The organism is Marinospirillum sp., from assembly GCF_035271045.1.
Taxonomy (GTDB): Bacteria; Pseudomonadota; Gammaproteobacteria; order Pseudomonadales; family Halomonadaceae; genus Marinospirillum.
The window spans coordinates 1-26,575 of record NZ_DATESC010000022.1; the positions used below are offsets into that span (position 1 = coordinate 1).

The 26,575-nt window shown below is 42.8% G+C and carries 23 protein-coding genes; 3 read left to right on the top strand and 20 right to left on the bottom strand.

Going from position 1 to position 26,575, the window contains the following annotated elements; genetic code table 11:
* Positions 1-221: 221 nt before the first annotated feature.
* From recJ to ffh, 10 genes are all read right to left on the bottom strand, one after another.
* Complete coding sequence (gene recJ / locus VJY63_RS08765) at positions 222-2,018, bottom strand: single-stranded-DNA-specific exonuclease RecJ (RefSeq protein ID WP_324050015.1); 1,797 nt, start codon at positions 2,016-2,018, stop codon at positions 222-224.
* Complete coding sequence (locus tag VJY63_RS08770) at positions 2,011-4,281, bottom strand: methyl-accepting chemotaxis protein (protein ID WP_324050016.1); 2,271 nt, start codon at positions 4,279-4,281, stop codon at positions 2,011-2,013. Before VJY63_RS08770 ends, recJ begins: the two co-directional genes overlap by 8 nt.
* A gap of 80 nt (positions 4,282-4,361) precedes the next feature.
* On the bottom strand, positions 4,362-5,756 hold the full coding sequence (gene thrC, locus VJY63_RS08775; protein WP_324050018.1) for a threonine synthase: 1,395 nt from the start codon (positions 5,754-5,756) through the stop codon (positions 4,362-4,364).
* Positions 5,757-5,780: 24 nt separating this feature from the next.
* Positions 5,781-7,085, bottom strand: a complete 1,305-nt coding sequence (locus VJY63_RS08780) for a homoserine dehydrogenase (protein WP_324050020.1) — start codon at positions 7,083-7,085, stop codon at positions 5,781-5,783.
* A 54-nt stretch (positions 7,086-7,139) separates the two neighbouring features.
* Positions 7,140-7,856 (bottom strand): DsbC family protein, encoded by a 717-nt coding sequence (locus VJY63_RS08785; protein WP_324050021.1) that lies wholly within the window; start codon positions 7,854-7,856, stop codon positions 7,140-7,142.
* Between the two features lie 149 nt (positions 7,857-8,005).
* A complete protein-coding gene (rplS, locus tag VJY63_RS08790; RefSeq protein WP_324050023.1) occupies positions 8,006-8,362 on the bottom strand; it encodes a 50S ribosomal protein L19 in 357 nt (118 codons plus the stop codon).
* A 17-nt stretch (positions 8,363-8,379) separates the two neighbouring features.
* The gene (trmD, locus tag VJY63_RS08795) at positions 8,380-9,189 is read right to left on the bottom strand and encodes a tRNA (guanosine(37)-N1)-methyltransferase TrmD (protein WP_324050024.1); all 810 of its coding nucleotides are present in this window, start codon (positions 9,187-9,189) and stop codon (positions 8,380-8,382) included.
* Positions 9,176-9,733 (bottom strand): ribosome maturation factor RimM, encoded by a 558-nt coding sequence (gene rimM / locus VJY63_RS08800; protein ID WP_324050026.1) that lies wholly within the window; start codon positions 9,731-9,733, stop codon positions 9,176-9,178. Before rimM ends, trmD begins: the two co-directional genes overlap by 14 nt.
* A 47-nt stretch (positions 9,734-9,780) precedes the next feature.
* Positions 9,781-10,026, bottom strand: a complete 246-nt coding sequence (gene rpsP / locus VJY63_RS08805; protein ID WP_324050028.1) for a 30S ribosomal protein S16 — start codon at positions 10,024-10,026, stop codon at positions 9,781-9,783.
* A 302-nt stretch (positions 10,027-10,328) separates the two neighbouring features.
* Complete coding sequence (gene ffh, locus VJY63_RS08810; protein WP_324050030.1) at positions 10,329-11,708, bottom strand: signal recognition particle protein; 1,380 nt, start codon at positions 11,706-11,708, stop codon at positions 10,329-10,331.
* Positions 11,709-11,834: 126 nt separating this feature from the next.
* Here ffh and VJY63_RS08815 point away from each other — a divergent pair, with 126 nt between their 5' ends.
* Positions 11,835-12,632 carry a cytochrome C assembly family protein gene (locus VJY63_RS08815; RefSeq protein WP_324050032.1) on the top strand — a complete coding sequence of 266 codons (798 nt, stop codon included), beginning with the start codon at positions 11,835-11,837 and terminating at the stop codon, positions 12,630-12,632.
* Positions 12,633-12,644: 12 nt separating this feature from the next.
* Positions 12,645-13,952, top strand: a complete 1,308-nt coding sequence (locus VJY63_RS08820) for an HlyC/CorC family transporter (RefSeq protein ID WP_324050033.1) — start codon at positions 12,645-12,647, stop codon at positions 13,950-13,952.
* A gap of 7 nt (positions 13,953-13,959) precedes the next feature.
* Here VJY63_RS08820 and VJY63_RS08825 read toward each other — a convergent pair whose 3' ends face one another.
* From VJY63_RS08825 to VJY63_RS08845, 5 genes are read right to left on the bottom strand one after another with little or no spacing between them, the layout of a single operon-like run.
* Positions 13,960-14,970: a tryptophan--tRNA ligase gene (locus tag VJY63_RS08825; protein ID WP_324050036.1), complete on the bottom strand. Its 1,011-nt coding sequence runs from the start codon at positions 14,968-14,970 to the stop codon at positions 13,960-13,962.
* Positions 14,971-15,011: 41 nt separating this feature from the next.
* Positions 15,012-15,659 carry a CoA pyrophosphatase gene (locus VJY63_RS08830; protein WP_324050038.1) on the bottom strand — a complete coding sequence of 216 codons (648 nt, stop codon included), beginning with the start codon at positions 15,657-15,659 and terminating at the stop codon, positions 15,012-15,014.
* A gap of 18 nt (positions 15,660-15,677) precedes the next feature.
* Positions 15,678-16,505 (bottom strand): ion transporter, encoded by an 828-nt coding sequence (locus tag VJY63_RS08835; protein ID WP_324050039.1) that lies wholly within the window; start codon positions 16,503-16,505, stop codon positions 15,678-15,680.
* 30 nt (positions 16,506-16,535) lie between these two features.
* The gene (locus VJY63_RS08840) at positions 16,536-17,666 is read right to left on the bottom strand and encodes a GNAT family N-acetyltransferase/peptidase C39 family protein (RefSeq protein WP_324050041.1); all 1,131 of its coding nucleotides are present in this window, start codon (positions 17,664-17,666) and stop codon (positions 16,536-16,538) included.
* On the bottom strand, positions 17,663-18,742 hold the full coding sequence (locus VJY63_RS08845) for a DUF2817 domain-containing protein (protein WP_324050043.1): 1,080 nt from the start codon (positions 18,740-18,742) through the stop codon (positions 17,663-17,665). The genes VJY63_RS08840 and VJY63_RS08845 overlap by 4 nt, the downstream gene beginning before the upstream one ends.
* A 142-nt stretch (positions 18,743-18,884) precedes the next feature.
* Here VJY63_RS08845 and VJY63_RS08850 point away from each other — a divergent pair, with 142 nt between their 5' ends.
* Complete coding sequence (locus VJY63_RS08850) at positions 18,885-20,381, top strand: RimK family protein (protein ID WP_324050045.1); 1,497 nt, start codon at positions 18,885-18,887, stop codon at positions 20,379-20,381.
* Between the two features lie 136 nt (positions 20,382-20,517).
* Here the strand turns inward: VJY63_RS08850 and rfaD are convergent, their stop codons facing one another.
* From rfaD to aroE, 5 genes are all read right to left on the bottom strand, one after another.
* Positions 20,518-21,471, bottom strand: a complete 954-nt coding sequence (gene rfaD / locus VJY63_RS08855; RefSeq protein WP_324050047.1) for an ADP-glyceromanno-heptose 6-epimerase — start codon at positions 21,469-21,471, stop codon at positions 20,518-20,520.
* 89 nt (positions 21,472-21,560) lie between these two features.
* Entirely contained in the window at positions 21,561-23,369 is a 1,809-nt protein-coding gene (locus VJY63_RS08860) for a DEAD/DEAH box helicase (RefSeq protein WP_324050049.1), read from the bottom strand.
* A complete protein-coding gene (locus VJY63_RS08865) occupies positions 23,344-24,159 on the bottom strand; it encodes a crotonase/enoyl-CoA hydratase family protein (RefSeq protein WP_324050051.1) in 816 nt (271 codons plus the stop codon). Before VJY63_RS08865 ends, VJY63_RS08860 begins: the two co-directional genes overlap by 26 nt.
* 44 nt (positions 24,160-24,203) lie before the next feature.
* Positions 24,204-25,733, bottom strand: coding sequence for a dGTPase (gene dgt / locus VJY63_RS08870; protein ID WP_324050053.1), 1,530 nt, complete (start codon positions 25,731-25,733; stop codon positions 24,204-24,206).
* A gap of 5 nt (positions 25,734-25,738) precedes the next feature.
* Positions 25,739-26,575, bottom strand: coding sequence for a shikimate dehydrogenase (aroE, locus tag VJY63_RS08875; RefSeq protein ID WP_324050055.1), 837 nt, complete (start codon positions 26,573-26,575; stop codon positions 25,739-25,741).

Genomic DNA, 26,575 nt, shown 5'->3' on the forward strand with positions numbered 1-26,575 from the left:
CTTAATTCATTAACGTAGTTCCAGACGAAATTAACATGCCTAGCCATGCTGTTAAGCAAAGCTTTATGTTTATCGCGTACTCGGACTTTTAATGTCTTGGTGTGTTTTATCATGCTGTATAAACTACCAGTGTTAATCTATACTGCAAAGACTTTAGCGACCTATTAAGGGGCTGCTTACGCAACCCTCGCTATCCATCCTCGCACTCAAAGTACGAGGTCTTACGCGATTTTGATAAGTTCTGCATAACTAACCATTAACTGTAAGCTAGTTTTCCCTCTAAACACCTGTGCTTCTAAACGGTAAACCAAACGGACTTGGTCATCTTCTTGAAAAGGTAGCTGAGCACCCGCTTGAGGTAAAGCGCGAAACCAAATGGCTTTTATACGACTAACCACATTAGGTAAGGTTAAATCTAACTGTAAATGCACAGGATCAGCACCAACAACTTTTAAACCAGCAACCTGAAACACCCCTTCAAAAACCGGCGCTTCAAATTCACGACCATAAGGCTCTAGTTTTTTTAACAGGGCAACCGTCTCTAAGCTAATTAAACTAGGCTCTAACTCACCATCGGTTAATAAATAAGGTGCTAACTTGCGTTCACCTAGCTGATAAAGAATAGCTTTTTCAAAAGCTTGCTGAAAATCAATCAAGCGCTCCTTCCACAGGGTTAAACCAGCTGCAGCTTGATGCCCACCAAATTTAACAAATAAACCTGGGTATAGTTCGTCAATTCTTTGCAAAGCAGCATGAACATTCACCCCTAGCACACTACGCGCTGAAGCAACCAAATGCTTAGCATCAGCAGCAGGCGTTAAAACCACTGTAGGGCGACCATGCTTTTCTACTAGCCGAGAAGCAACAATGCCTTGCACACCGGCATGACCTTTTTCTAAATAAGCCACCAAACTTTGCATACCAGCGGCTACCTGCTGCTCAGCACCTTGCAGTGCGGCTTGTACCATTTCTGCTTCAACCGTTCGCCGCTGCTGATTGTCGCTGTCTAATAAGGCTAAATGCTGCTCTGCTGTTGTTAAATCAGTGGCTAATAAATAGCGCAACGCATCGTAAGGGTCTGCCATACGTGAACTGGCGTTAATTCTTGGCCCTAGCTGAAAACCTAACGTTGATGCAGTAAACGTTTGTTGATGAACACCCATTAACTGGCGAAAAGCCTGCCAGCAAGCATCATTAGAAGCATTCATAATTTGCAAGCCAGCACGTACCAAAGCACGGTTAATGGCGCTACCACCTAAAGAAACGCAATCAGCCACTGTACCCAAGGCAACAAAAGGCAATAAAAAGCTTAATTTGGGTGTTTTTTCAGGAATTAGCCCTTCTGTGACCAAGCTACTACGCAAAGCCGACATCAACAGCCAAGCCACGCCAACACCCGCCAAAGCTTTATCGGGGTAATGACAATTTTGGCGTGTGGGGTTTATCACCGCATAAGCAGAAGTGGGTAAGCCAGTACTAGGAATCGTATGGTGATCGGTAACAATTACATCAATACCAGCGGCTTTTAAACGTGCAATGCGTAACTCGTCAGACGAACCACAGTCCGCAGTAATAATCACATCAGGTAACTTATCCGCAGCCAGTATACGATCTACTAAAGAATCACTCACACCATAACCATCTTCGATGCGATGCCCAATTAAGCTTTGAATTCGCGCAGCAGGCACGCCTAACAACTCGGTTAGCGTTCGATAAACAACCACATGAGAAGTAATACCATCAACGTCATAGTCGGTGAGTAAGCCAAAGGTTTCGCCTTGCAGCCAAGCTTGTTTTAGGCGTTGAAGGGCAAGTGGCAAATCGGCCAAAGAATCCGGCGCAGCCAGTTGATTTAAACTCGACTCTATTAGGGTGCTAATCAAAGGTGAAGATTGATTTAAGCGTCCAGCAAAAATGGTTGCTAAAAGCGGATGTACACCTTCGGCCAGTGCTTGCTGATAAATGACTTTATCCACTGACCGACGGCGTAACTCAAGTTTTAAAGCTAGATTAGGCACGGTCAATTTTCGCTAAAATCTCATTTAAAAGCATGATAATTTGATCTGAATAGTCACCCACTTTAAGGTACATATCTTCAGCTTCAGCCGTATGACCTTGTTGTTTAGCTTTGATAATACTATGAATTAAATCATGCATTTGTTTATGTGGCGCTACCAAAGCTTTCATCTCTGGAAAATCACCAAACTTTTTCATGCCGTCACCATCATACCAAATGCCTAAATCACATTGTGTATGGCTAACCGCTTGATCGAGACTTAGGCTAGATTGACCATCAAGAAAACTACGCACACGAACTTTCCAAGCACGGTGGGCACTTTTAGCCAAAGCTAATTCAACACGCGGTTCAATATTAACCCTAAAGCCACGTAACTGCTTCATCAATGCCGATATCTCACTGCCAATACCACTGGTTGCCGCAATAATGTTAGCCGTTTGCCCGACTGTTTCTACCGCGCCTTCACTAATAATAACTATGTGACGGTTAATATCATCGGAAACAGCCGTTTGCTCTTCTGCTGCTGAAGCAATTTGCGCGCTCATATCGCTGATGCGGCGCATGGCTTCAGTAATTTCTTCTAAAGCAAGACGAGCAGTTTCAGTTTGCTCAACAGTTTTCTCTGCTTCTTTATGGCTTCTTTCAATCACTTCAACCGACTGCTCAACACCTTGTTGCAACTGCTCAATCATGCCATGAATTTGCCCTGTCGCTTCTTGTGAACGCTGTGCTAATTGACGTACTTCATCAGCAACTACCGCAAAGCCACGGCCATGCTCACCCGCACGCGCTGCTTCAATGGCTGCGTTAAGTGCCAGCAGGTTTGTTTGTTCAGAAATACTGCTAATCACATCTAAAATACTGCCGATGTTTTCACTGTATTCATTTAACTTACGAATCACTTGGGCTGCTTGGTCTACTTCAGCCGCTAAACGTGAAATACTTTCACTGGTTAAATGCACCACTTCATTACCATGACTAGAACTTTGATCGGCCTGATCGGTTGCTATTGCTGTTTCAGCTGCATGACTAGCAATTTCAACCGCAGTCACTGACATTTCATTCATCGCAGTAGAAACTTCTTCGGTACTCATTTGCTGACGCTTCATTGAATCAGCCGTTTCACTGGTAATGCGAAAAGTGTATTCAGCTTTTGAACCCAATTCCCCCATGCGATCCAACACAGCTAAGACAGTAGATTCAACTTTAGCAACAAAATCATTAAATGATTTAGCTACTTCAGATAATTCGTTATTGCCTTCAATGGGTAAACGCTGACGTAAGTCTTGATCGCCTTGCGAAATGTTTTGTAAGGCTAAATTTAAACGCTTAATGGGTGAAATAATGCCTTTTGCTAACAACCAAGAAACCAGTAAACCACCGAACAGAATAAGTATCGCCACTAAAAAAGTAGTAGTAATTGCGTTATTAAATACTGCAACATTTGCAGAGCGATTAGCATAAATAGCCATAACGCCAATAGTATTACCGCTATAGTCTTTTAAAGGTGCTGCTAACACCGCAATATCATGACCTTTCTGCTTGGCTCTGGTTGTTAAAACCATTCCTTGCCTTACTTTATCCAAGTCATTTGTTTTAATCAGCTCTTCACCTTGCCAAGTGCTGACTAGTTTTTCAAAGCCATTACCTTTTATTTGATAAATAATTATATCGGCTTCTTGGCTAGCTTTGAAAGCATCAGCATAGGCTTGGCGCAAAGATAAGCCTAATTCTAAACTACCATAATGCTGACCTTGCCAACTTACAGGTACAACACCACGAATACCAAGACCAGCAACGCCACTTTCAATCCCTGAAACGGGTGCTTTACTGCGGTTGGTTTCAACAACAGTATGGCGAAAAGACGAAAGGTCATCCCCAAACTTAGCCGGTTGATGCAAACGTAAAAATGAAACCGCTGGCGGCAGGTGGAACTGCATTTGTTCAATGCCTGCCATTTGCTGCAAGCTATTAAAAACAGGTAGTAGCTGACGACTAAGCGCTGCTCGGTTTTGCTGTGCAAAAACCCTTTGGATATCTGGCTGATTAGCAATCGCAGTTGCTAGATGTAATGCTTGTGATTGCTGGTTTTCAATATTATCCAAAGCAGCCTGATGCAATCGAGTCAAAGCGTTTTGCTCTGCTTGCAACATTAAACGATCCATATTATGCAGCTGTAAAGGCAGCAACACACCTATACCAATAGTCAGCACCAGTGCAAAACCTAACTGAATTTTCAAGCCTATACTTAACTTATTCAACATTAAAGAATCTCCTTGAGGCTGACCTCAGCTTTTATTATTTAATAGTTAGCGTTTTTTTATAAACCTAACTAATGATTACGTTAACTTTTTTGTACGCTTGCTAGGTGTGCTTGTACCACTTTTATATCAGCAGGCAAGACTGTGTAGCGCTCTTCACGTTGCAGCAAATCACGCATATGCTCAGGCAAACTAGCACCTGCTGCAAAACCAGCTTTAATAATGGCATCTTCAAATTTTGCAGGGTGTGCTGTTGCTAGCGTTACCACTGGAACAGCCGTGTCTTTGGCACATTTTTGTGCTGCTAAATAACCTGTTGCTGTGTGCGGGTCTAAAAGTTCACCAGTGCGCTTAAAAGCATCAGCGATTACTTTTAAAATGGTTTCATCATCAACCGCCAAACTAGCAAATAAAGCCTGCGCTTTGGCCCAAGCTTTAGGGTCTAGCTGCGTGGCTTGGTTTTGGAAGTTTTCTAGTAACGCTGCAACGGCTTTGCCATCTTGATCGTAAAGATCAAACAACAAGCGTTCAAAGTTAGACGAAACCACAATATCCATTGAAGGTGCTAAAGTAGGTTCTAGCTTTTTCTTACTAAAATCATTGTCATGCAAAGTACGGTGCAAAATATCGTTGGCATTGGTTGCAACAATCAGCTGCTTAATAGGCAAACCCATTTTTCGCGCAACATAACCAGCAAACACATCACCAAAGTTAGCTGAAGGCACGCTAAAAGTTACTTCGCGGTGCGGTGCGCCCAAGGCAACAGCAGTGGTAAAGTAATACACGATTTGCGCCATAATTCGCGCCCAGTTAATCGAGTTAACGGCAATTAAACGCTGGCCGTTTAAGAAGCTTTGATCACCAAAACTGGCTTTAACCATCGCCTGACAATCATCAAAATCACCTTCAATGGCTAGGTTATGTACATTAGGCGCAAGCACACAGGTCATTTGGCGACGCTGCACTTCAGAAACACGGTTATGTGGGTGCAAAATAAAAATATCCACTTGTTCACAAGGCTTACAGCCTTCAATAGCTGCTGAACCCGTGTCGCCGGAAGTAGCACCCATAATAACGCCACGCTCACCACGTTTAACCAAAAAGTGGTCAAGTAAACGGCCTAGCAGTTGCAGTGCAATGTCTTTAAAAGCCAGTGTTGGGCCATGAAACAACTCTAATAAAAAGTGATTGGCATCTAGCTGTTTTAACGGCGCAACCGCATCATGCTTAAAACTGGCATAGGTGACTTTAAGCATTTCACGAAACGTACTTTCGTCGATGCAATCACCAATATACGGACGCATTACTCGAAACGCGACTTCGTGGTAAGGCAAACCCGCTAAATCAGCAATTTCTTGCTTGCTCATTTGTGGGTAAGCTTCAGGTACATAAAGACCACCATCAGGGGCAAGTCCAGTAAGAACTACTTCTTCAAAACTAAGTGCAGGCGCTTGCCCACGAGTGCTGATATAACGCACGGCATTATCTCGCTATAAAATGAATTATTGATCGTTTAAGTTTTCAACACGAATACGCATTACACCGCCTGCTATATCGGCTAAAGACTCTAGCTGGCGAATAACCTCATTCATATTGGCTTCTTTAGTTACATGCGTTAATAAAATAATGGGGACTAGCTCGCCTTCTGTTGAATCTTTTTGCACGATGGCTTCAATGCTGATGCCTTGTTCACTTAAAATAGTGGCAACGCGTGCTAATACACCAGGGCGATCAACCGCTAATAAGCGTAAATAATAGGCTGTTTCAATTGCTTCCATCGGCAATACAGGTAAATCATACGACTGGTCAGCAAACGCTAAATAAGGCACGCGTGATTCTTGATCCGCACCCATTGCACGCGCCACATCAACCAAGTCAGCGATTACTGAAGAAGCTGTGGGTTCAGCACCGGCACCGGCACCGTAATAAAGCGTAGGGCCAACAGCATCACCACAGACCATCACCGCATTTTTAACACCATTAACATTAGCCAATAAACGCTGCTTAGGAATAAGGGTTGGATGCACACGCAACTCTAAGCCTTCTTCAGTACGGCGAGTAATGCCTAAATGCTTAATAACATAGCCTAGTGCATCGGCTTGCTTAATGTCTTCAATTTCAATGCGGCTAATACCTTCAGTATAAACTTTGTCAAAGCTTAGCGGCACACCAAAAGCAATCGCAGAAAGAATAGTTAGCTTGTGTGCAGCATCAATACCTTCAACATCAAAGGTGGGGTCAGCTTCGGCATAACCTAGCGCCTGTGCTTCAGCTAAAGCATCTTCAAAAGTCTTACCTTCTTGCTGCATACTGCTTAAAATGTAGTTGCCTGTGCCATTAATAATGCCAGCAACCCACTGAATTTTATTGGCAGTTAAGCCTTCACGGATGGATTTAATAATGGGAATACCACCAGCCACAGCTGCTTCAAAGGCAACCACAACACCCGCTTCACGCGCAGCTTGAAAAATTTCATTACCATGTACAGCAATTAAAGCCTTGTTAGCAGTAACAACGTGCTTACCTGCTTTAATGGCTTTCATAACCAAATCATAAGCAACGTCATAACCACCGATTAGTTCAACAACAACATCAATTTCTGGATTGTTCACAACATCAAACACATCCTGCGAAACATAAACACTAGCGGTATCACAATCAAGATTAGGAGTACGCGTGGCAACCTGCTCAATAACAATCGGTCGACCTGCGCGACGCGCAATTTCACTCGCATTACGCAGCAATACGTTAAAGACACCACCACCCACTGTACCTAGTCCACATATAGCCACTTTTACAGGTTTCAAAATACTCTCCTACATTAAAAGATATCTTTATTAGTTAATAAATTCTAACTTAAATTACAAACCTAACTCACTAATTAAACGCTCAGCTGACACAAATCCAGGAATAAGTCGACCATCAGGTAAAAATATGGCTGGCGTACCCTGTACGCCCAACTTTTGCCCCAAAGCATATTGCTCAGCAATAGGGTGATCGCACTGTTTATTAGCCAAAGGCTTACCTTTTTTAGCAGCAGTCATCGCTTGTTGACGATTATCAGCACACCACACATTCACTAAATCATTAAAACCTTTACCTTGTAAACCTTGGCGAGGAAAAGCCAAATAGCGTACTTCAACGCCTTGTTTGTTTAACTCTGGTACTTGTTCATGTAAACGCGAACAGTAAGGGCAGGTTGAATCTGTGAAAACTTGCACTATAGCCTTAGTTTTACCTTTAGCAGCAAAAACAACTTGATCCGCTTCAGGTACAGCTTGAATGGCTTGAATACGCACTGCAGAGCGCGCAATTTCTGTTAAATCAACAAGACCACTATCAGTAATTTCTAACAAATTACCCGCTAAAATATGATTACTTTGCTTACTAACATAAAGTATATCGCCAGAACTAAGCTGCACTTCATAAAAATCATTAATGGGCGCATCTTTTAATGCGACAACTTCTATTCGTGCATCAATTTCTTGTAAGCGTTCTTGAATAACATCTTTGGGTGCTGCAACCAAGCTGCTAGTAAAAAACAATAAAGATAAACCTTTTATTATCTGCTTAAACATTTTTATCTCCTAGCGATTACATATCAGTAAGTATGCCTGCCAGTTAAGTAAATGGCTAACATTGCCAAATTTAAAATGCAAAAACGGGCACCCTAAGGTGCCCGTTTTTAACTGATTTACTTTTGCTGTATAAAACAAACAAAAATAACTTAAACCAGCTTCTCTTTAATACGTGCAGACTTACCTGAACGATCACGTAGGTAGTAAATCTTAGCCTGACGTACAGCACCACGGCGCTTCACTTGAATAGATTCAACTAAAGGGCTGTAAGTTTGGAAAGTACGCTCAACACCAACACCACTTGAAATTTTACGCACGGTGAAAGCTGAGTTTAAGCCACGGTTACGCTTACCTAGCACTACACCTTCGTAGGCTTGTAGACGCTCACGCGTACCTTCCTTTACTTTAACCTGAACGACAACAGTGTCACCCGGTGCAAAGCTAGGAATTTCTTTGGTCATTTGTTCGGCTTCAATAGCCTGAATAATAAGGTTTCTGCTGCTCATTGCTGCTCACTCCTGGACTAAGGCCGCTCGACTTGCGCCCTGGCAAGCGGGGCATCGTATTCGCGGATAAATTCTGTCAATAATACCTGCTGCTCCTGATCTAACTGACGTCCTTTCAGTAAATCGGGGCGCCGCAACCAGGTTCGACCTAGCGCCTGTTTAAGACGCCAACGACGGATGGCTTCATGGTTACCACTGAGTAATACCTCAGGAACCTTTTCACCGTTGATCACTTCAGGCCGTGTGTAATGCGGACAATCCAACAAACCATCAACAAAAGAATCCTCTTCTGCTGACGCCTTATGCCCAAGCACACCTGGAACAAGACGCGACACTGCATCAATCAGTGTCATAGCTGCTAACTCACCGCCACTGAGAACATAGTCACCAACAGACCACTCCTCATCAATTTCAGAGGCCACAAGGCGCTCATCAATTCCTTCATAGCGACCAGCAACAAGAATCAAGTTTTTGTTACAAGCGGCTAATTCTTCAACACCGGCTTGATCTAGCTTTCGGCCTTGTGGTGAAAGATAAATCACTTTAGCGTTAAAACCTGCCGTTGCACGCGCGGCTTGTATTGCTGCTTGCAATGGCTCTACTTTCATTAGCATACCAGGACCACCGCCGTAAGGACGATCATCAACTGTGTGATGCTTATCAGTAGTAAAATCTCGCGGGTTCCAGAATTCAAAATTCAGTATACCCTGCTTAACTGCCCTAGCTATAACGCCTTGCTGGGTAATAGCATCAAACATCGGTGGAAACAACGAGATAACACCAAACCACTTGCTACCTTGCTGTGCTGCTAACTTAGAAGTCTGCATCCCAATCCACGTCTATTTGGGCAGTTTCAAGGTTGACCTGACGAACAACATTAGGTATCAACCAAGGTATTAATCGCTCTTGTTGGTCAAAACTGCCTTGGCAAGCTTTAACCACCAGTACGTCGTTTGCGCCAGTTTCTAATAAGCTACTGACTTTACCCAATAACTGACCTTGCAGATTACTTACCTTTAAACCAATTAATTGGCTCCAGTAATAATCCCCTTCAGACAGTGTAGGTAGCTCGGTTTTATTAAGCAGAATTTCTGCACCAGAGAGTAAACGCGCATCTTCTGGTGTATCAATGCCTTCTAACTTAACAACTAAACCTTTACCGTGCTTACGACCATCTAGCTTACGGATAAACTTACTTTGCCCTTGAAGCCTAAGCTGCCAAGTAGGGTAAGCCAGTAAGTTTTCCATAGGATCGGTATAAGAATAAACCTTTACCCAACCTTTTATACCAAAAACACTGGTTATTTTACCCAGTACAATTAGTTCAGCTTGACTTTCTTGCGCTGTTTGCTGACTTTCAGTTCCGCTCATGCATACCTCGCTCATGTGCGAAAGATCAACTAGCGCTACAGCAGTAATTACTGCTTAGCAGCTTCTTTAACTAAACTTGCAACACGCTCAGATAACTGTGCGCCTTGAGCAACCCAGTGCTGCAGACGTTCAGAATCAATGCGAATACGCTCTGCATTACCTTGTGCGATAGGGTTAAAGAAACCTAAACGCTCAATATAACGACCGTCACGCGCATTGCGTGAATCAGTTACGTGTACGTGATAAAAGGGACGCTTCTTTGCGCCGCCACGAGCTAGACGAATGGTTACCATTACAAGTCTTTCCTTTAAAATATCCGGAAAACACAACGTAGAAAGTATTCCTACTGTTGCAATAAAATTTGCGACTGGGTTGTCACCCTAATTCGGGCAGCCAACCCAGCACTAAAATCTGCTCAAAAGGCAAGCCACCTGAAAGGCGAAGTATTCTAATAGATAACACCTGCCTTTGGAAGCTTTGACTTAGATTTAGCCTAGATTTAAGCCAATAGCTTCAGAGTTGTGCCATTGTAAAGACCTAATCAACAAACGCAAGTCTGAAGCGAAATTTTCTTAAAGCCCTTGTTCAAAACGACTTAAAAACGAGGAAAACCACCACCGCCACCCATACCTGGCGGCAATTGACCTTGCATACCACGCATCATATTAGCAACAGCACCTTTATTGGTCATTTTTTTCATCATTTTTTGCATTTGTTTGTGTTGCTTAATTAATCGGTTCAAATCTTGTAGCTGTGTACCTGAACCTTCACAAATACGACGCTTGCGTGATCCATTTAGCAATTCAGGCTTTTGCCTTTCCCAAATAGTCATTGAATTAATAATGGCTTCCATTTTGCCAAATTCTTTCATTGGACCTTCTTGTTCTGCAACTTTAGCCAAACCACCCATACCGGGTAATTTTTCTAACATACTGGACATACCGCCCATTTTTTTCATTTGCAATAACTGCTCACGAAAATCTTCTAAGTCAAAACCTTTACCCTTACTTACTTTCTTAGCAAGTTTAGCGGCTTTGTCTTTATCCATAGTGCGCTCTGCTTCTTCAATTAGCGAGAGCAAATCACCCATACCAAGAATACGCGAAGCAATACGGTCAGGGTGGAAAGGTTCTAAAGCATCAGTTTTTTCACCCATCCCCATAAACTTAATGGGTTTACCTGTAATTTCACGCACCGATAATGCTGCACCACCACGCGCATCACCATCAGCTTTAGTCAACACAACGCCCGTTAACGGCAGCGCTTCATTAAACGCTTTAGCCGTGTTAGCAGCATCCTGACCTGTCATGGCATCAACCACAAACAAAGTTTCACAAGGATTAAGCTGAGCATGAATGGCTTTTATTTCTGCCATCAGCTTTTCATCAACGTGCAATCGACCCGCTGTATCCACCAACATCACGTCATAAAACTGAATTTTAGCGTGACGCAGTGCAGCGTCTATAATAGTGGCAGGCTTTTGATCTGGCGTAGAAGGAAAGTAATCAACACCCACTTCAACAGCTAAAGTTTTTAGCTGATCCATTGCCGCAGGGCGATAAACATCCACTGATACCACTAAAACTTTTTTCTTTTCTCTTTCGCGTAGATGGCGTGCTAATTTAGCAACAGTGGTTGTTTTACCTGCCCCTTGCAAACCTGCCATCAATATAACCGCAGGCTCACCTTTTAACGCTAAACCAGCATGAGAAGAGCCCATCGTGTCGGTCAGTGTTTCATTAACAATTTTTAAAAACTGCTGGCCCGGTTTTAAAGCCTTAGAAACTTCTTGCCCAACAGCACGTTCACGCACTTGGTCGATAAACGTTTTAACAACAGGTAAAGCAACATCAGCTTCAAGCAACGCCATCCGTACTTCACGCAGCGTTTCTTTAATATTATCTTCTGTTAATTTAGCGTTACCAGTTATACTGCGTAATGTGTGCGATAGGCGATCACTTAAATTTTCAAACATGTCTTACCCTCTGTGCTTAAACTTTTGTGATGATTATAGACCAATAAGCTTTGGGAATGGATGCCAAAGCCAAAGGAATCCGCTAGGATAGTAAGATAATTTTTTATGGAGTTTCACAACCTAAGTATGGCCGCATCCCTTCCATTCACCCTACTCGCTATTGCCTTTTATATTGCAGGCGCTTCATGGGTTATACTGCATTTAGCCCGTAAAGTACCGGCTAAGCCAGCACTTGTTCGATTCGTAGGTTTAAGTGCTTTACTAACACATGGCTTAGCACTTTATAGCCACATGGGTTTACCAAATGAACTTAACCTAGGTTTTATTGAAGCCACTTCGCTAGCTAATTGGCTAATCTGTGCCTTTATTTTAATCGCTAGCCTGCGGCATCCCACACTAAACTTAGCCGCTCTACTCTTTCCTTTAGCAGCAATTACTTTACTTTTTTCACAGTTTTATGCGAGCAGCAGTCTACCAGTTACCGGCCATAACAGTTTATTTTTCCACATAGTGGCTTCTTTGTCGGCTTACAGTTTGTTTGCGCTAGCCAGTGTACAGGCACTGCTGCTAGCACTACAAAACCATCAATTAAAGCATCGTCAAGTCAGCGGCTTACTGTCTGTTTTACCGCCGCTACAAACAATGGAACGCTTATTATTTGAATTGTTATTAGCAGGTCAACTCTTGCTTAGCCTAGGCATTTTAAGTGGCTTTATTTTCTTAGATACTATGTTTGTGGCTGGAATGCTGCACAAAACTTTGCTTTCTTTAGCAGCGTGGTTAACTTTTGGTTTATTATTGCTAGGCCGTTGGCGTTTTGGCTGGCGGGGTTTAACAGCTGTACGCTGGACGCTTGGCGGCAGTTTATTATTACTCTTAGCTTACTTTGGTAGTAAGTTTATACTTCAATTTATCTTGGCATGAGGCCTAAACGGTTTGAACACTGAACTGCCACTTGGATTGCTGCTAGGACTTTTAGTATTATTAGTCATCTGCTCTGCATTCTTTTCAGGCTCTGAAACGGGCATGATGTCTATTAATCGTTATCGCCTTAGCCATAAAGCTAAACAAGGTGATAAATCAGCGATTAGAATTAGCAAATTACTTGAGCGCCCAGACCGTTTGCTGGGTGTGATTTTAATAGGAAATAATTTTGTTAACAACTTTGCTGCGGCCATCGCCACAGTGATTGCCATTCACTTTTTAGGTGAAAGTTTAGGGCCTGTTGTTGCAACGTTTGCACTCACTTTAGTTGTGCTTATTTTTGGTGAAGTAACACCTAAAACCTTAGCTGCTTTACACCCAGAACACTTTGCTAAACCGGCTTCCTATGCCTTAGCACCGCTACTTAAACTGCTTTATCCTTTAGTTTGGATAGTCAATTTAATTGGCAACTTCTTTCTTAGGCTTATGGGCGTACGACCCGATCAACATAAACAAGATAACTTAACATCAGAAGAGCTACGTACCGTTGTTAACGAAGCAGGCAACTTAATTCCTAGTCGCCACCAAGCCATGCTGCTGTCCATCCTTGATTTAGAAAAAATAACCGTTGATGACATTATGATTCCGCGTCAAGAGGTTGTAGGCATTGATCTTGAGCAAGACATAGAGCAAATTTTAACACTGCTGCGTCACTCACAGCACACGCGCATTCCCGTTTATAAAGGCGATATCAACGATGTTATCGGTATTTTGCATTTACGTGGCGCATTGCGTTTAATTGCAGCAGACAAGCCCACCAAGGGTATGTTAATTCAGGAAAGCCGTGAGCCTTACTTTATTCCTGAATCTACCCCTCTACAGACTCAACTGCTTAACTTCCAAAAAGAAAAGCGCCGTATTGGTATGGTGGTTGATGAATACGGTGATGTGCAGGGCCTAGTAACCCTAGAAGATATTTTAGAAGAAATAGTCGGCGAGTTTACTACCGATACCCTGCATCACCAAGATGACCTACAGCTACAACAGGACGGTACTTGGTTAATTGACGCTAGTGCAAACATTCGAGAAATCAATAAACAGCTAGGCTGGAACTTATCAACTTTAGGACCAAAAACACTGAATGGCGTTATTCTTGAATACTTAGAATCGATTCCAGATGGCAACGTCTGTGTAGTTTTTGGCAAATACCGTTTTGAAACTTTAGAAGTAAAAGAAAACCTAATTAAAGCAGTTAGGGGTTGGGAAGACACTGGCAAGAAGCGAAAAAAATCAGCAACTGCCAGTGCATACAAAAATTAAGTACTAATTAAATAAAGCGCCCCAAGCCAACAGCTGCTTTCAAACGCTCTAAGGTTGGGGTTGCTATAGCACGTGCTTTCTCTGCACCTTTTTGCAACACACCCTCAACATAGGCTGGGTCTGCTAATAAGCGCTGATATTCTTCGCGAGGCTGCTTAAGCTGCTCATTCAAGCGCTCAAACAATTCACCCTTCATTTCACCCCAACCAATGCCTGCTGCGTAGCGTTCACGCATAGTCGCAATGTCTGAATCGTCAGCAAAGGCGCTGTAAATTTGAAAAAGCGTACAACCTTCCGTTTCTTTAGGTTCACCAGGCTCTAAGGAGTTGGTTTTAATCTTATTAATTAGCTTTTTGAACTTCTTTTCAGGCTCGAACAACGGAATGGTGTTGTTGTAGCTTTTACTCATCTTGCGACCATCTAAGCCTGCTAACACAGAAACGCGCTCATCAACCACCGCCTCTGGCATCACAAAAAATTCCTCACCAAAAATATGGTTAAAGCGTTGACCTATATCTCTGGCCATTTCAATATGCTGCGTTTGATCGCGCCCTACTGGTACTTTTTTGGCATTGAACATTAGAATATCCGCCGCCATTAAAATAGGATAGCTGTACAAACCCATATTAATACCAGCATCAATGTCTTCATTAGCATCAAGGTTTTCTTGTGTCGCAGCCTTATAAGCATGAGCACGGTTCATTAAGCCTTTAGCAGCCACACAAGTCAGCAACCAAGTCAACTCTGGAATTTCTGGAATATCACTTTGGCGATAAAAAACAGCATTATTGGTATCTAAACCCAGCGCCAGCCAAGTAGCAGCAATTTCGCGGCGCGATTCTGCTACCCGCTGCGGTTCATGGCACTTAATTAAGGCATGAAAATCTGCTAGAAAATAATAAGATTGCACCTGTGGATCGCGGCTAGCTTCAATAGCCGGTCGAATGGCACCGACATAATTGCCAAGGTGTGGCGTACCTGTCGTGGTTATGCCGGTTAGAACGCGTGTTTTAGTCATAAAAACTCTTATATTATTGATTATTGATTATTGATTATTGATTATTGATTGTTGCTAAAATTAAAAACGGGCAAAGGCCGTAACGGACGCTGTAATAATTTGCCCTTGGGCTGCTGATAAAGATTAATGGGCATATTAAAGCCAACTTGCAAAAACTCAACTAGCATAATCGCAGATAAACCCCAAATGGTGAACTCGTTAAACGAATAACTAGGTACATACAGTTTAGTATCAGCAATTTGAATCACATCGGTGTGACTACGTGGGTCTTCTAACAGCCAGCTAATGGGCACTTGGAAAACGGCATCTAACTCATCCTCGCACAAGCAGAAATTTAGCTTTTCAGGCACTAAGGCAACAAAAGGTGTTACTTTAATGCCATGTAAAGAAATCACATCACTTAGCGCCCCTAAAGGCTGTACTTTTTGTGGATTTAAGCCAATTTCTTCTTCAGCTTCACGCAAAGCCGTGGCATACAAACTTGAATCATCGGGGTCACGTTTACCGCCTGGAAAAGCTACCTGCCCTGGGTGACTTTTAAGGTGTGATGCGCGACGGGTTAAAATAATTTCTGGGTGTTTATCACCAGTAATCGCCAGTAACACTGCTGCTTCTGGCATATCGCTCGCCAGTTGCTGCGGCTGATAGCTTTGCATTTTTCTAGTCAGATCATCCAATAACAATGACATTTTAAGCCTTATTTAACATTAGTTTTCTTTGTCTAACTTAGCTTCAATACGATCCATCTGTTCGCGCAAAGTTTGCATATTTTCACGCATCCAATGAATTTCAGCTGCGCCACCTTCGCCTGTTTCAATCTCATAAAGCGCACTTTCTTTTTGCATAACATCCAACACAATACCAATCATCATATTCAAAAAGACAAACGAATTAAGAAAAATAAACGTTAAAAAATAAATCCAACTGTAGGGATAATGTTCCATTGTTGGATAAAGCACTGCCGTCGCCCAACTTTCAAAAGTAGCCACCTGAAAAAGCGTTAGCATTGATAAGGAAATATTGCCCCACAATTTGGCATTCACTTCTTCAAATAAGAAACTACCTATCGCACCATAAATGTAAAAAATAATAAACATCAGCAATGCAACATAACCCATCCGTGGTAAAGATTTAACCAAAGCAGAAATTAAAAGTCTTAACTCTGGCACCAACGAAACCAAACGCAAGACTCTAAACACTCTCAATAAACGTGCTAAAAGTATCATTTCTGAGTAATTCATTGGTACTAGGCTAGCTAGCACGATTATAAAATCAAAAACATTCCAGCCTTTCTTAAAAAAATTAAGTGCCTTTTTTTCTGCGGCTAAACGAATCAAAATTTCCATTAAGAAAAAGACAGTAACCAACCAATCTAGCCAATAAATGACTTGTTCAAACCGACTCGACTCATCATAAGTCGTAACGCCAATTAACAAAGCAGACATGACAATAATACTAATAACGGCTATTTCGAAAAATTTATTTGAATGTAGTTTTTCTAACTGCTCACGCCAATAAGCTGCGTTGTGTTTCATTACAATCTTTCCTTTAACACGGTTAGCGCTCTATTTTTTAGGGTAAATGGCTACAGCGGTGCGTAATTTTTCTTGCCCAAAACACGCCATACGCGAAAAATCAGCGCGTGAAATAGGTACTTGCTGGGTATCGACTTGTGACTTTTGGTCGTCTTCATCTACATCAGGGTCATGTAAATAAATAAACTGCTCATCCATCGCAGTAATAACCACCCAATGCGGACTTTTTTCACGACTAAAGCGCCATGCACTAATTAACACTAACGGCACACCACCGGCATCTAAAATTTCTTTTAAGTCTTGCTGAGTTACTTCGGCAAAGTGTTCAATAACGTCAGTCTTGGCTAACTGCGCCTTAAAATCTTCATGCACTAAAGACAGCACACTTTTTTTAACAGGGTTACGCACGCCTTTAATAAACAACGAACCTTCTACATTCAACCACAGGGCTACTTTAAAACCACGTCGCCAAGCCGCTAAAGCCAAACCTCTTGGCCCACAACCGCCATGCCCAGTGGTCATAAAAATAGTCGTTGCTTCACGCCACAGCTGCAATTCATGTTCACGCGTCAACAAGGTACTGTTATCTTGCGCTTTCATTGCCATTAACAAACACGACGGGCCACAAGTAAACGGCAAAGTTTGTTGATAATAAGGAATGTTTCTAACCAAACCATTAGGCACTTTATGCAAGCGTTTTTGAAAGCGCAGCGCATCCGTATGGTCTTCATAATAATCGGCATAATGCCCAAACTGGCGATAACCTAAATGCTCGTATAAACCGATAGCAGCGGTATTGTCGGTACGCACTTCTAAACGCAACGCTGTGCAACCGGCTTCTAACGCCAAATTTTCAGCCTGCTGCATTAGGTATGCACCCAAGCCTTGCCCTTGAAAATCAGGATCAACAGCAATGGAATAAATTCTTGCCAGTGCTGTACCTCGGTGAAACAAAATCAACAAATAAGCCGCCAACACCTTACCTTCTGCGGCAGGCATTTCTAACAACTGCACTGCTGCATGGCCTTTTTGGATTAACCAGCGAAACTGCCTACGACTTAAACGATCACCTGTAAAACAGCGAGCCTCTAGCGCCAGCAGGCTAGCTAGGTCTTCTATTGAAGCCTCACGCATGACATTACTTTCTACTAATGAATTCATACTTGCTGTAAGCCTTCTAATGCTTGGTTAATACGCACTAAACCTTGCTCAATAACTGCCTGCTGCCAAGCTTTGTCGGCTGGGTAAAAATGCGTTAATAAATCTTGCTGAATTTTTTGTTGCAATGTTTTATCTAAACCTTCAGTGGCTTGACCTGCTAACCAATGATCGGCACGTAGCACATTAAATAAATTTTCTGTGCTGCCAGTACCAAATTCTAACGTAATAAAACAACAAGCATTAGGCAGTAGTTGCTGCCAAAAATAGTCTATTAAACCAAGCTTTGGTACGGATGAAGAAGTACCTAAAAATGGTTCGGTCACTGCTGCGCCATACCAGCGTTTAGCCCAGTTCACGCCAAGGCTAGCCGGTGGATGGTCACAAATCACTTCGCCCACTGCGTAATCGCCCAAACCCGTATGCACATCAATAATGGCTACGGCTTTGCGCTTAGCCAGCTGTAAATCTTTGGCGATCTGCGCTAGTGTTAAGCGTGACCAGCTAGGTGTTGTGCCACCATAAAATAAGCCTTGTGGGTGCGTGTATTGCCCACTACTGACGGCTTCTTCATATAACCTTTCACCCCAAGCATCACGGTAATCCGCTAAAGTTTTATCGGCTTTAGTTAAAGCGTCTGGCTGCCAACTCAACGGAATCAATGCCTTGCTTAACACGCTATAACCTTTGGCTTTTGGCAACACTTTAAAATCCACAAAATTACGATTCAAGTCGATACCGGCTTCATCAACACGGCGTAAATGAGCAAATCCCCAAGGGTTCATGGCATGCAACAATAAAATGGCAGTATCTTCTGATAACAAAGCAGCTTTATCTAACCAAGCCGATTGAATTGCTGAACCGGCAAAGCCTTCAATGCCATGCGTTGCTGATTGAACCACTAGCAATTTAGAGGCATTTAAGTCACCAAACCAAACGGCATCTAAAACCAACGCTTCACCTTGAGCACTCAATAAAGGGTGTTTAAAACTGGCTTGCCAACTTGGTGCAGCGGCTTGAACTTTACTTAAAAATACGGCGCGGGCAGTTTTATAACAAGTCGAAAAATAGGCAGACATTTTTACAACCTCTAAGTAGTCATTGGCTAAGATTACGCCTAGCTAGAGTGCTGCGCTAGCGGATTAAAAAAATGCTATTTAACGCTTGATTAGTCAGGCATTCAGACCGATAGTGCTGCTATTGATTACCCTGAGGTTTACCATGACTCGCTTGAAAATTATTGTCGACAAAACCACCGACTGGTTAGCTTATCACCCCACTGAAGACCTGCTAACAGCACACGATTATCTTGCTCAAAGCAGCGCTACTGAAAGTTCGGCGATGCAAATCATTAACTTATGCAACAGCTACCGTTACCTAAGTTATGGCTATTACACCTCACTACTGGCAGAAGCCCGTGGGCACAAGGTTATTCCATCCATTCGTACCATTAATGACCTTGGCAAAAAATCCATCTACGGACTTAACCTTGAAAATCTTAATACGCTACTGAATAAACTGGTTAGCCGTGATGCCCTTTTAAAAGCTGAACTAGAAGAAAATCAACGCCTAGAAGTCACCCTCTGTTTTGGGCAAACGCGCTTCACCCCTTTAGCCGACCTAGCTAGGCAAATATTTGAGCAATTCCCCTGCCCAGTATTAAGCATCACTTTTCGCAAAAACCAAGACTGGCAAATAGAAGCCATTCGCCCTGAAGGTTTAAAGCATTTAACCGGTGAAGATGAAGACCTGTTTGCTAAGGCGCTAGATAGTTACAGCCGTAAAATTTGGCGCAAACCCAGCACTAAAAAGAAATACCGCTACGACCTAGCCATTTTGGTTGATCCACAAGAAAAATTACCACCTTCAGACCCTGATGCACTTAAAGCCTTTATTAAGGCCGGTAACAAACTAGGTATCGATGTTGAGCTGATTGAGAAGAAAGACTTTAGCCACTTGGCTGAATACGATGCGCTGTTTATTCGTGAAACCACCTCGATTAGCAACCACACCTACCGTTTTGCTAAAAAAGCCGAAGTTGAAGGTTTGGTGGTGTTTGATGACCCCACCTCCATTTTGCGCTGCTGCAACAAGGTTTACTTGGCTGACCTACTGGCAAGCAAAGGCATTCCTATGCCGCAAACTACCTTTCTTTATAAAGACCATATTAAAGAGCTACGCCAAGTTGCTAAAGACATGATCTACCCTGCTGTATTAAAAGTGCCGGATGGTGCTTTTTCTAAGGGCGTGGTTAAGGTGAATGACCAAAAAGAGCTATTAGAACAAGCCGCGCATTACTTTAAACAGTCAGCCATTTTGCTAGTGCAAGAGTTTATGTACACCGACTATGACTGGCGTATTGGTGTACTGAATAATAAGGCAATTTTTGCTTGCCAATATTTTATGACTGAAGGGCATTGGCAAATTTATAACCATTCTAGCGGCGAGGCGGAATCGGGTGGTTTTGCTACCCTGCCAATTCACCAAGTACCGGCACAGGTTTTAAAAACTGCGCTTAAAGCCACCAAATTAATTGGTGATGGGCTCTATGGCGTAGACTTAAAACAAAGTGGCGATAGAGTGGTGGTTATCGAAGTGAACGACAACCCTAACATTGATTCTGACGTGGAAGACCTGTATTCCAAAGAGGACCTTTACCTGCAAGTGATGGGCGAGTTCTTACGCCGTATGGAACTAAGAAGCAGTGGTCACGGCTGAGAGCTAAAACTAAGAGTTAACCACTATTAACCACTAAACACTCAGCTAAAAAAAGGTCACTAAGATTATTTCTAGTGACCCTTTTTTGCATTGCACTATTGCTATTAAAAGCTGTATTGCTATTAAAAGTTCTCGCCTAACGATTCAACCAAGCCATGTATTCACTGACGCCTTCGGCTACGGTTTTAAACTCATGCGGATAACCGGCGGCACGTAACTTGGTTAAATCAGCTTGAGTAAAGCTTTGGTAGCGGCCTTTTAACTGTTCGGGGAAGGGAATGTAAATAATCTCACCCTTTTGGTGGTGTTTAATCACTGCTTCTGCTACCTGCTGAAAGGGTTCCGCACGACCTGTACCGCAGTTAAAAATACCGCTAACTTGCGGATTTTTCCAAAACCACAGGTTAACCTTACAAACGTCTTCAACATAAATAAAATCACGCTTCTGACCACCATTAGGAAAGCCATCACAGCCTTCAAATAGCTTAGGGTTTTCGCCATTCAATAATTGGGTATTTAGGTGAAACGCCACACTCGACATCCCGCCTTTATGCTGTTCTCGTGGGCCATACACATTGAAGTATTTTAAGCCTATCACTTGAGATTTAAGCGTTGGCAATAATTGGCGCACATACTGGTCAAATAGCTGTTTAGAATAGCCATAAACATTCAGCGGCTGTTCGTATTGTGCTTCTTCAATAAAGTTATCGTTACGACCGCCATAAGTCGCCGCAGAAGAGGCATAAATAAAGGGGATTTTTAAATCGAGGCAAAAGTGCAGTAGGTCTTTGGAATACTGATAGTTGTTATCCATCATGTATTTACCATCCCACTCGGTGGTTGCTGAACAAGCACCTTCGTGGAAAATAACGTCAATACCGCCCAAGTCTTCAAACTCATCACCGGCTAAAATACGCTGACGAAAATCATCTTTATCCATGTAATCAGCAAGGGTTAAATCAGCGATATTAACGAATTTTGTACCATCGGTTAAATCATCAACCACCAGAATATCTGTGCGTCCTTGCTCATTTAATTGCTTTACAATATTGCTGCCAATAAAACCAGCACCGCCTGTGACTACTATCATGTTTATGCCTCTTGCTGACTGGTAAAAATCCAGTTTAGGAATTCAATTACTGAAAAGTTTGCTGAAGTATGATTGAAAGTTTAGCAGGTTTAACCGGCTGCTACAGCTTTACGATAACTGCCTTGGTAATCAAATAAACGCTGCTGAATACGCCAATATTTTTTATTGATTTTACGGGCAATGACAAAGTCTGGATAGCGTAATTTATCTGCGCCAGCAACGGCTTCTTCGGCACTTTTAGGCAACCAGCCACTGGCTGGGGCTTTTAAATGTTCTCGCAGAAATACCCACTCAAATGCTTTACGTTGAGCGGGTGTTTCTAGCGCATACCAATCGCTTAACTCGCTAGCATCTTCATCATAGTAGGTCACTTTTAAACGTTCTAACCCCTTGCCATTTAAGGAAACTTCTAAAGTCATGCCACTGACTCTTAAGACCTTGGCATCTTTAAGTTGCAGGGCTTCTTTTAACTTTTTATCGGCATCCACCAGCGTGGCATCACAATGCGGGCAAACTCTGGCAGCAATATCGGCTTCGCCACCACAGGCATCACACACCCTAAAGCGAAAACGAAAATCACACTGTTCGCCTTTTTTGTCAGCTCCTTCCCCGTCATCCTCGGCTAACCAACCTTGGCAACGCCTGCCAAAGTGTTCCAATAGTTCACCTTCGGCAGTTGTTACGCCCCAAAAGCTATTGGCAAAACCACAACCTGGGCAAAGTACCTGCACTAATTCCGTGTTGGAATTAGGTCTGGGTGTATTTACTTCTGGCGCCCATATATCCCAAGGGTTACCAGCATAATCTAAAATTAAGCAGTCGGTTTTATCTGTAGCAGGTGAAAGGCGCAGACCTCGACCGACAATTTGCTGATACAAACTAACCGATTCGGTGGGCCTTAAAATGGCAATTAAATCGACATGGGGCGCATCAAAACCCGTGGTTAAAACTGAGACATTCACTAGGTATTTTATTTTCTGGGCTTTAAAGGCTTGAATAATTTGCTGGCGTTCTTGGCTGGGAAGCTTGCCAGTAATTAAAGCGGTTTGTTCAGCCGGTAATAAACCCGCTACTTCTTCTGCATGGCGCACACTGGCACAAAAAACCATCACGCCTTGGCGTTGAGCTGCTCGCTGTTGAATATCCGCAACTATACTGGGTGTCACTCGGTTATCTTTAACTACCTTGTCTAATTCAGCTTCTGGGTAATAACCCATATTGGTAGGCACTAGGCTAGAAAAGTCATAGGCTAAAATCGCCATATCCAAGCGTTCAGGTTTAACTAAAAAGTTGTTTTTAACCATCCAACGTAAAGGCAATTCATAAATACAGGCTTTAAAAAAGCTGTCTTCATCACCTCTAACGGCTTGTTGTTGTAAATGGCGGTGATAAATAAAACCCTGCCCTAAACGAAAAGGCGTTGCCGTTAAACCAAGAATTTTTAAATTAGGATTCAGCTTTAATAGGTGCTGGATAATTTGCTGGTAGGAAGTAGTTTCACCCAAGCTAACGCGGTGGCATTCATCTATCACTAGCAACGTGAAAGCGGCATCATTGAATTGCTCAAGATTACGCACGACCGATTGCACTGAACCAAATACCACTTGGCTAGCGGCTTTTTTAGAGCCTAAACCGGCACTAAAAATATCCGCCGCTTGCCAATAAGTTTCGTATTTAGCATGGTTTTGTTCAACCAGCTCACTAACGTGCGCCAGCACCAGCACCCGTCCTCTAGCTAAGCGGGCAAGTTCAGCTATCACCAAGCTTTTGCCTGCGCCAGTCGGCAGGCATAACACAGCTGGGTCACTGGTGGCACAAAACCATTCCAGCACCCGCTGCACTGCTGTTTGCTGATAAGGGCGTAGTTGAAACTTAATCAGTGGTAAATACCGGATCACGCTTTTGTATATTAGCCATGACTGCTTCCATTTGATTGGCTGTCCCTAATAAACGGCGCTGTAGTTTTTCTTCTAAAGCCAAACGCTCTTCATCAGTTTCGGTATAAGAATCACGCAACAGGTGTTTAGCTGCTTTAACCATATCCGGTGAGCGATTACAAATGATTGCGGCCAAAGATTCCGCTCTGGCTAATGGGTCATCCGCCAATTCAGTCACCATACCCGCTGTTAAAGCAGCCTCGCCATCAACAACTTCAGCCGTAATCGTCATACGCATTAAAACGTCTTCTTTCACACAACCGCGAGCCGTGACACTAATACCCATATCAGGAATAATACCCCAACGGCCTTCCATTACCGATAAACGTGCCGTTGGGTGAGCAATGCGTAAATCAGCACCCAGTGCCATTTGTAAACCGCCGCCAAAGCAATAACCTTCAATCGCTGCGATAACCGGAACGTGTAACGAACGCCAGCCTAAAGCTAAATGCTGAATTTTATTATGTGGATAACCATCGCAGCCACTTAACAACCATTGAATATTTTTAGGATCAGTCATAACACCAGCCACGTCTAAACCACTACAAAAATTGTGATTGCTGCCAGAAAGAATCACCACACGTAAATCACGACTAGAATTTAAGGTCGACAGCACGTCCAACAATCCAGTAACTAAATCAATGTTTAAACTGTTATGTTGCGCTGGGCGGTTTAATACGACACGAGCAATGCCATTTTCAAGAGAAAGCTTTACTGAAGGTTCTTCAAGTTGATTAGCTGTTGTTGTCATTTTAGTTAACCTTGTTGTTTTTAATGGTTTGATATTAGTGGATATTAACGAATTGCCGACAAAATACGGTACTCATCCAAAGCGTATTGGTCGGTCATACCGCTAATCATGTCTTGTAACAAGCGGCAACGGCAATACAATTCCCAAGTATCAGCATCCAACTTGCCGGCACCTAACGCTGCGGCAGAATCACACAGTCGCTGATAGGCTTTTAGGTGTTTTCTTGGCATCCGATCCAACAGTAATACTTCAAAAAAAAGTGGCTTTCCTGCAACCGTTTGCTTTTTAGTTAAGCGACTAAAATCGGCTCTAGGCAATTGCAATAGCGGTAAATAAAAATCCAGTAAACTTGTAATAATGCGATGCCCTTGCAGCATTAATGTGGTTACTTCGCTCACATTAAACACATTTTTAAATGCTACTTGTTTAAGTGTATTAATCAAAGCATGGCAAGGTGAATCATCTTCTAACAGCGCCGCATTAAAACTGCCATCGGCAATGGGCTGTAAATTATCCACAAAAGCTTGGGCAGCGTGTTCTACCAAAGGGTGGATTAGCTTGACTCTAAGCCTTAAAAAAAATGCATGGTCTTTATTGTAACTTTCTTGCCTTGCAGCTTCTAAAGCTTCATCCACCAACTGGTTAAAAGACTTGCCTTTAAAATGTGTACCCTCTGAATCTTGTGCGTACTGCTGAAGAAACTCTTCTTTTAACAGGCTAGCTAACACTTTATAACTTAAAATACCTTTATCAACGCTGTCTTCAATATCGGCTAAGCAATAAGAAATATCATCGGCTGCTTCCATTAAATAACTTAAAGCGAATCTGTGCCCAGGCTGTAAATCCAAATGCTGCCAAAGCTCTTCAATAAATCTTTTTTCTGAAAAGTAAAAACCTGGCTTTTTTTGTAGGTAACTTAGCGGATGGCTACTGTCTGGTTTCGGCTGGGTCGCGCAACGGGTGTATTTAAGTACGCAAGCAGACTGTAAATACGTGAGATTAAGTTTTTGTAAACTAAATAGCAGGCGAATGGCTTGGGCGTTACCTTCAAACTGTTGCAGTTCTAACAATAGTTGTTGCCGCAACACTTGCTGATCGAACGCAGTTAATTCACGCTTAAAAATGCTTAGTTCAGGCAAACACTCAGCAAACCAGCGCGAAATAATTTCTTCACCAAAATGCCCAAACGGTGGGTTGCCTATGTCATGCATTAAACAACCCATTTCAACAAGGCTTTCGGTAGCTCGTTCTAAAGCCAGTATTTCTGGTGAAGTGGCTTGCTGCTCCCTTAAAAGTTTGAAAACGGTACGAGTAATAAAGCGTCCTGTTTGCTGCACTTCTAAAGAGTGTGTTAAACGACTTCTAACCGCAGCGTTGCGCTCTAGTGGAAACACTTGCGTTTTTTGCTGTAAACGCCGCACGGCTGCGGAGTTAATAATCCGCCCACGGTCACTTTCTAACTTATTTTCTAAAGCATTTAATTCAAGCTGCGGCAATTTATAAGCAGCGGGGTCAACGCTTGTACCATTCAAGTAAGGTCGTAAAACCGTGTAGCGATTTAAGATGCGCTGCATTAAATTTATGCCTTTTCTAGCGACTTTAAATGCTGCAATACTGGCTGAGTTTCTGGTCTAACCTGTCGCCACAAAAAAAATGCTTCAGCGGCTTGTTCAACTAACATTCCCAAACCATCAGCAACCTGTGCTGCACCCTGCTGCTTGGCCCAAAGCATAAAAGGCGTAGGTTGTTTGCTATACATTAAATCGTAAGCCAGCGATTTTTGTGTCAATAAACCATCGGGCAGCGGCGGTAAATCACCCGACAAACTCGACGAAGTGGCATTGATAATTAAATCGTATTGCTCATCTTCTAAAGAAGCCCAATTGCCTGAAGTTAATGTAATACCTGTTTCTAAAACATGAAAAACCTGCACCAGTTGCTGCGCTTTTTCAGGCGTTCGGTTAGCGATTTTCAGCTGGGCAATGCCTGCATTTAATAGCGGTTCTATTACACCACGCGCTGCACCACCTGCACCCAACAACAGCACTTTTTTATCCATTAAACTAAAACCTAAGTTGTTGGTTAAATCGCTAACTAAGCCAACACCGTCGGTATTATCACCATAAATTTCACCATTTTTACCTTTTTGCAAGGTATTCACCGCACCAGCACGCCGCGCACGGGGCGACAGTTTATCGGCAAAAACCAGCGCATCTAACTTAAAAGGCACGGTGACATTAGCGCCCACCCCTCCTTTAGCAAAAAAAATTCTAGCACTGGCTTCAAAATCATCTTCAGGCGCTAAAATAGCCGTATATTGCAAGCGCTGATGGGTTTGCTTGGCAAACCAAGTGTGTATTTGTGGCGATTGGCTGTGCGCGATGGGATTACCAAAAACAGCGTACTGATCGAGCAT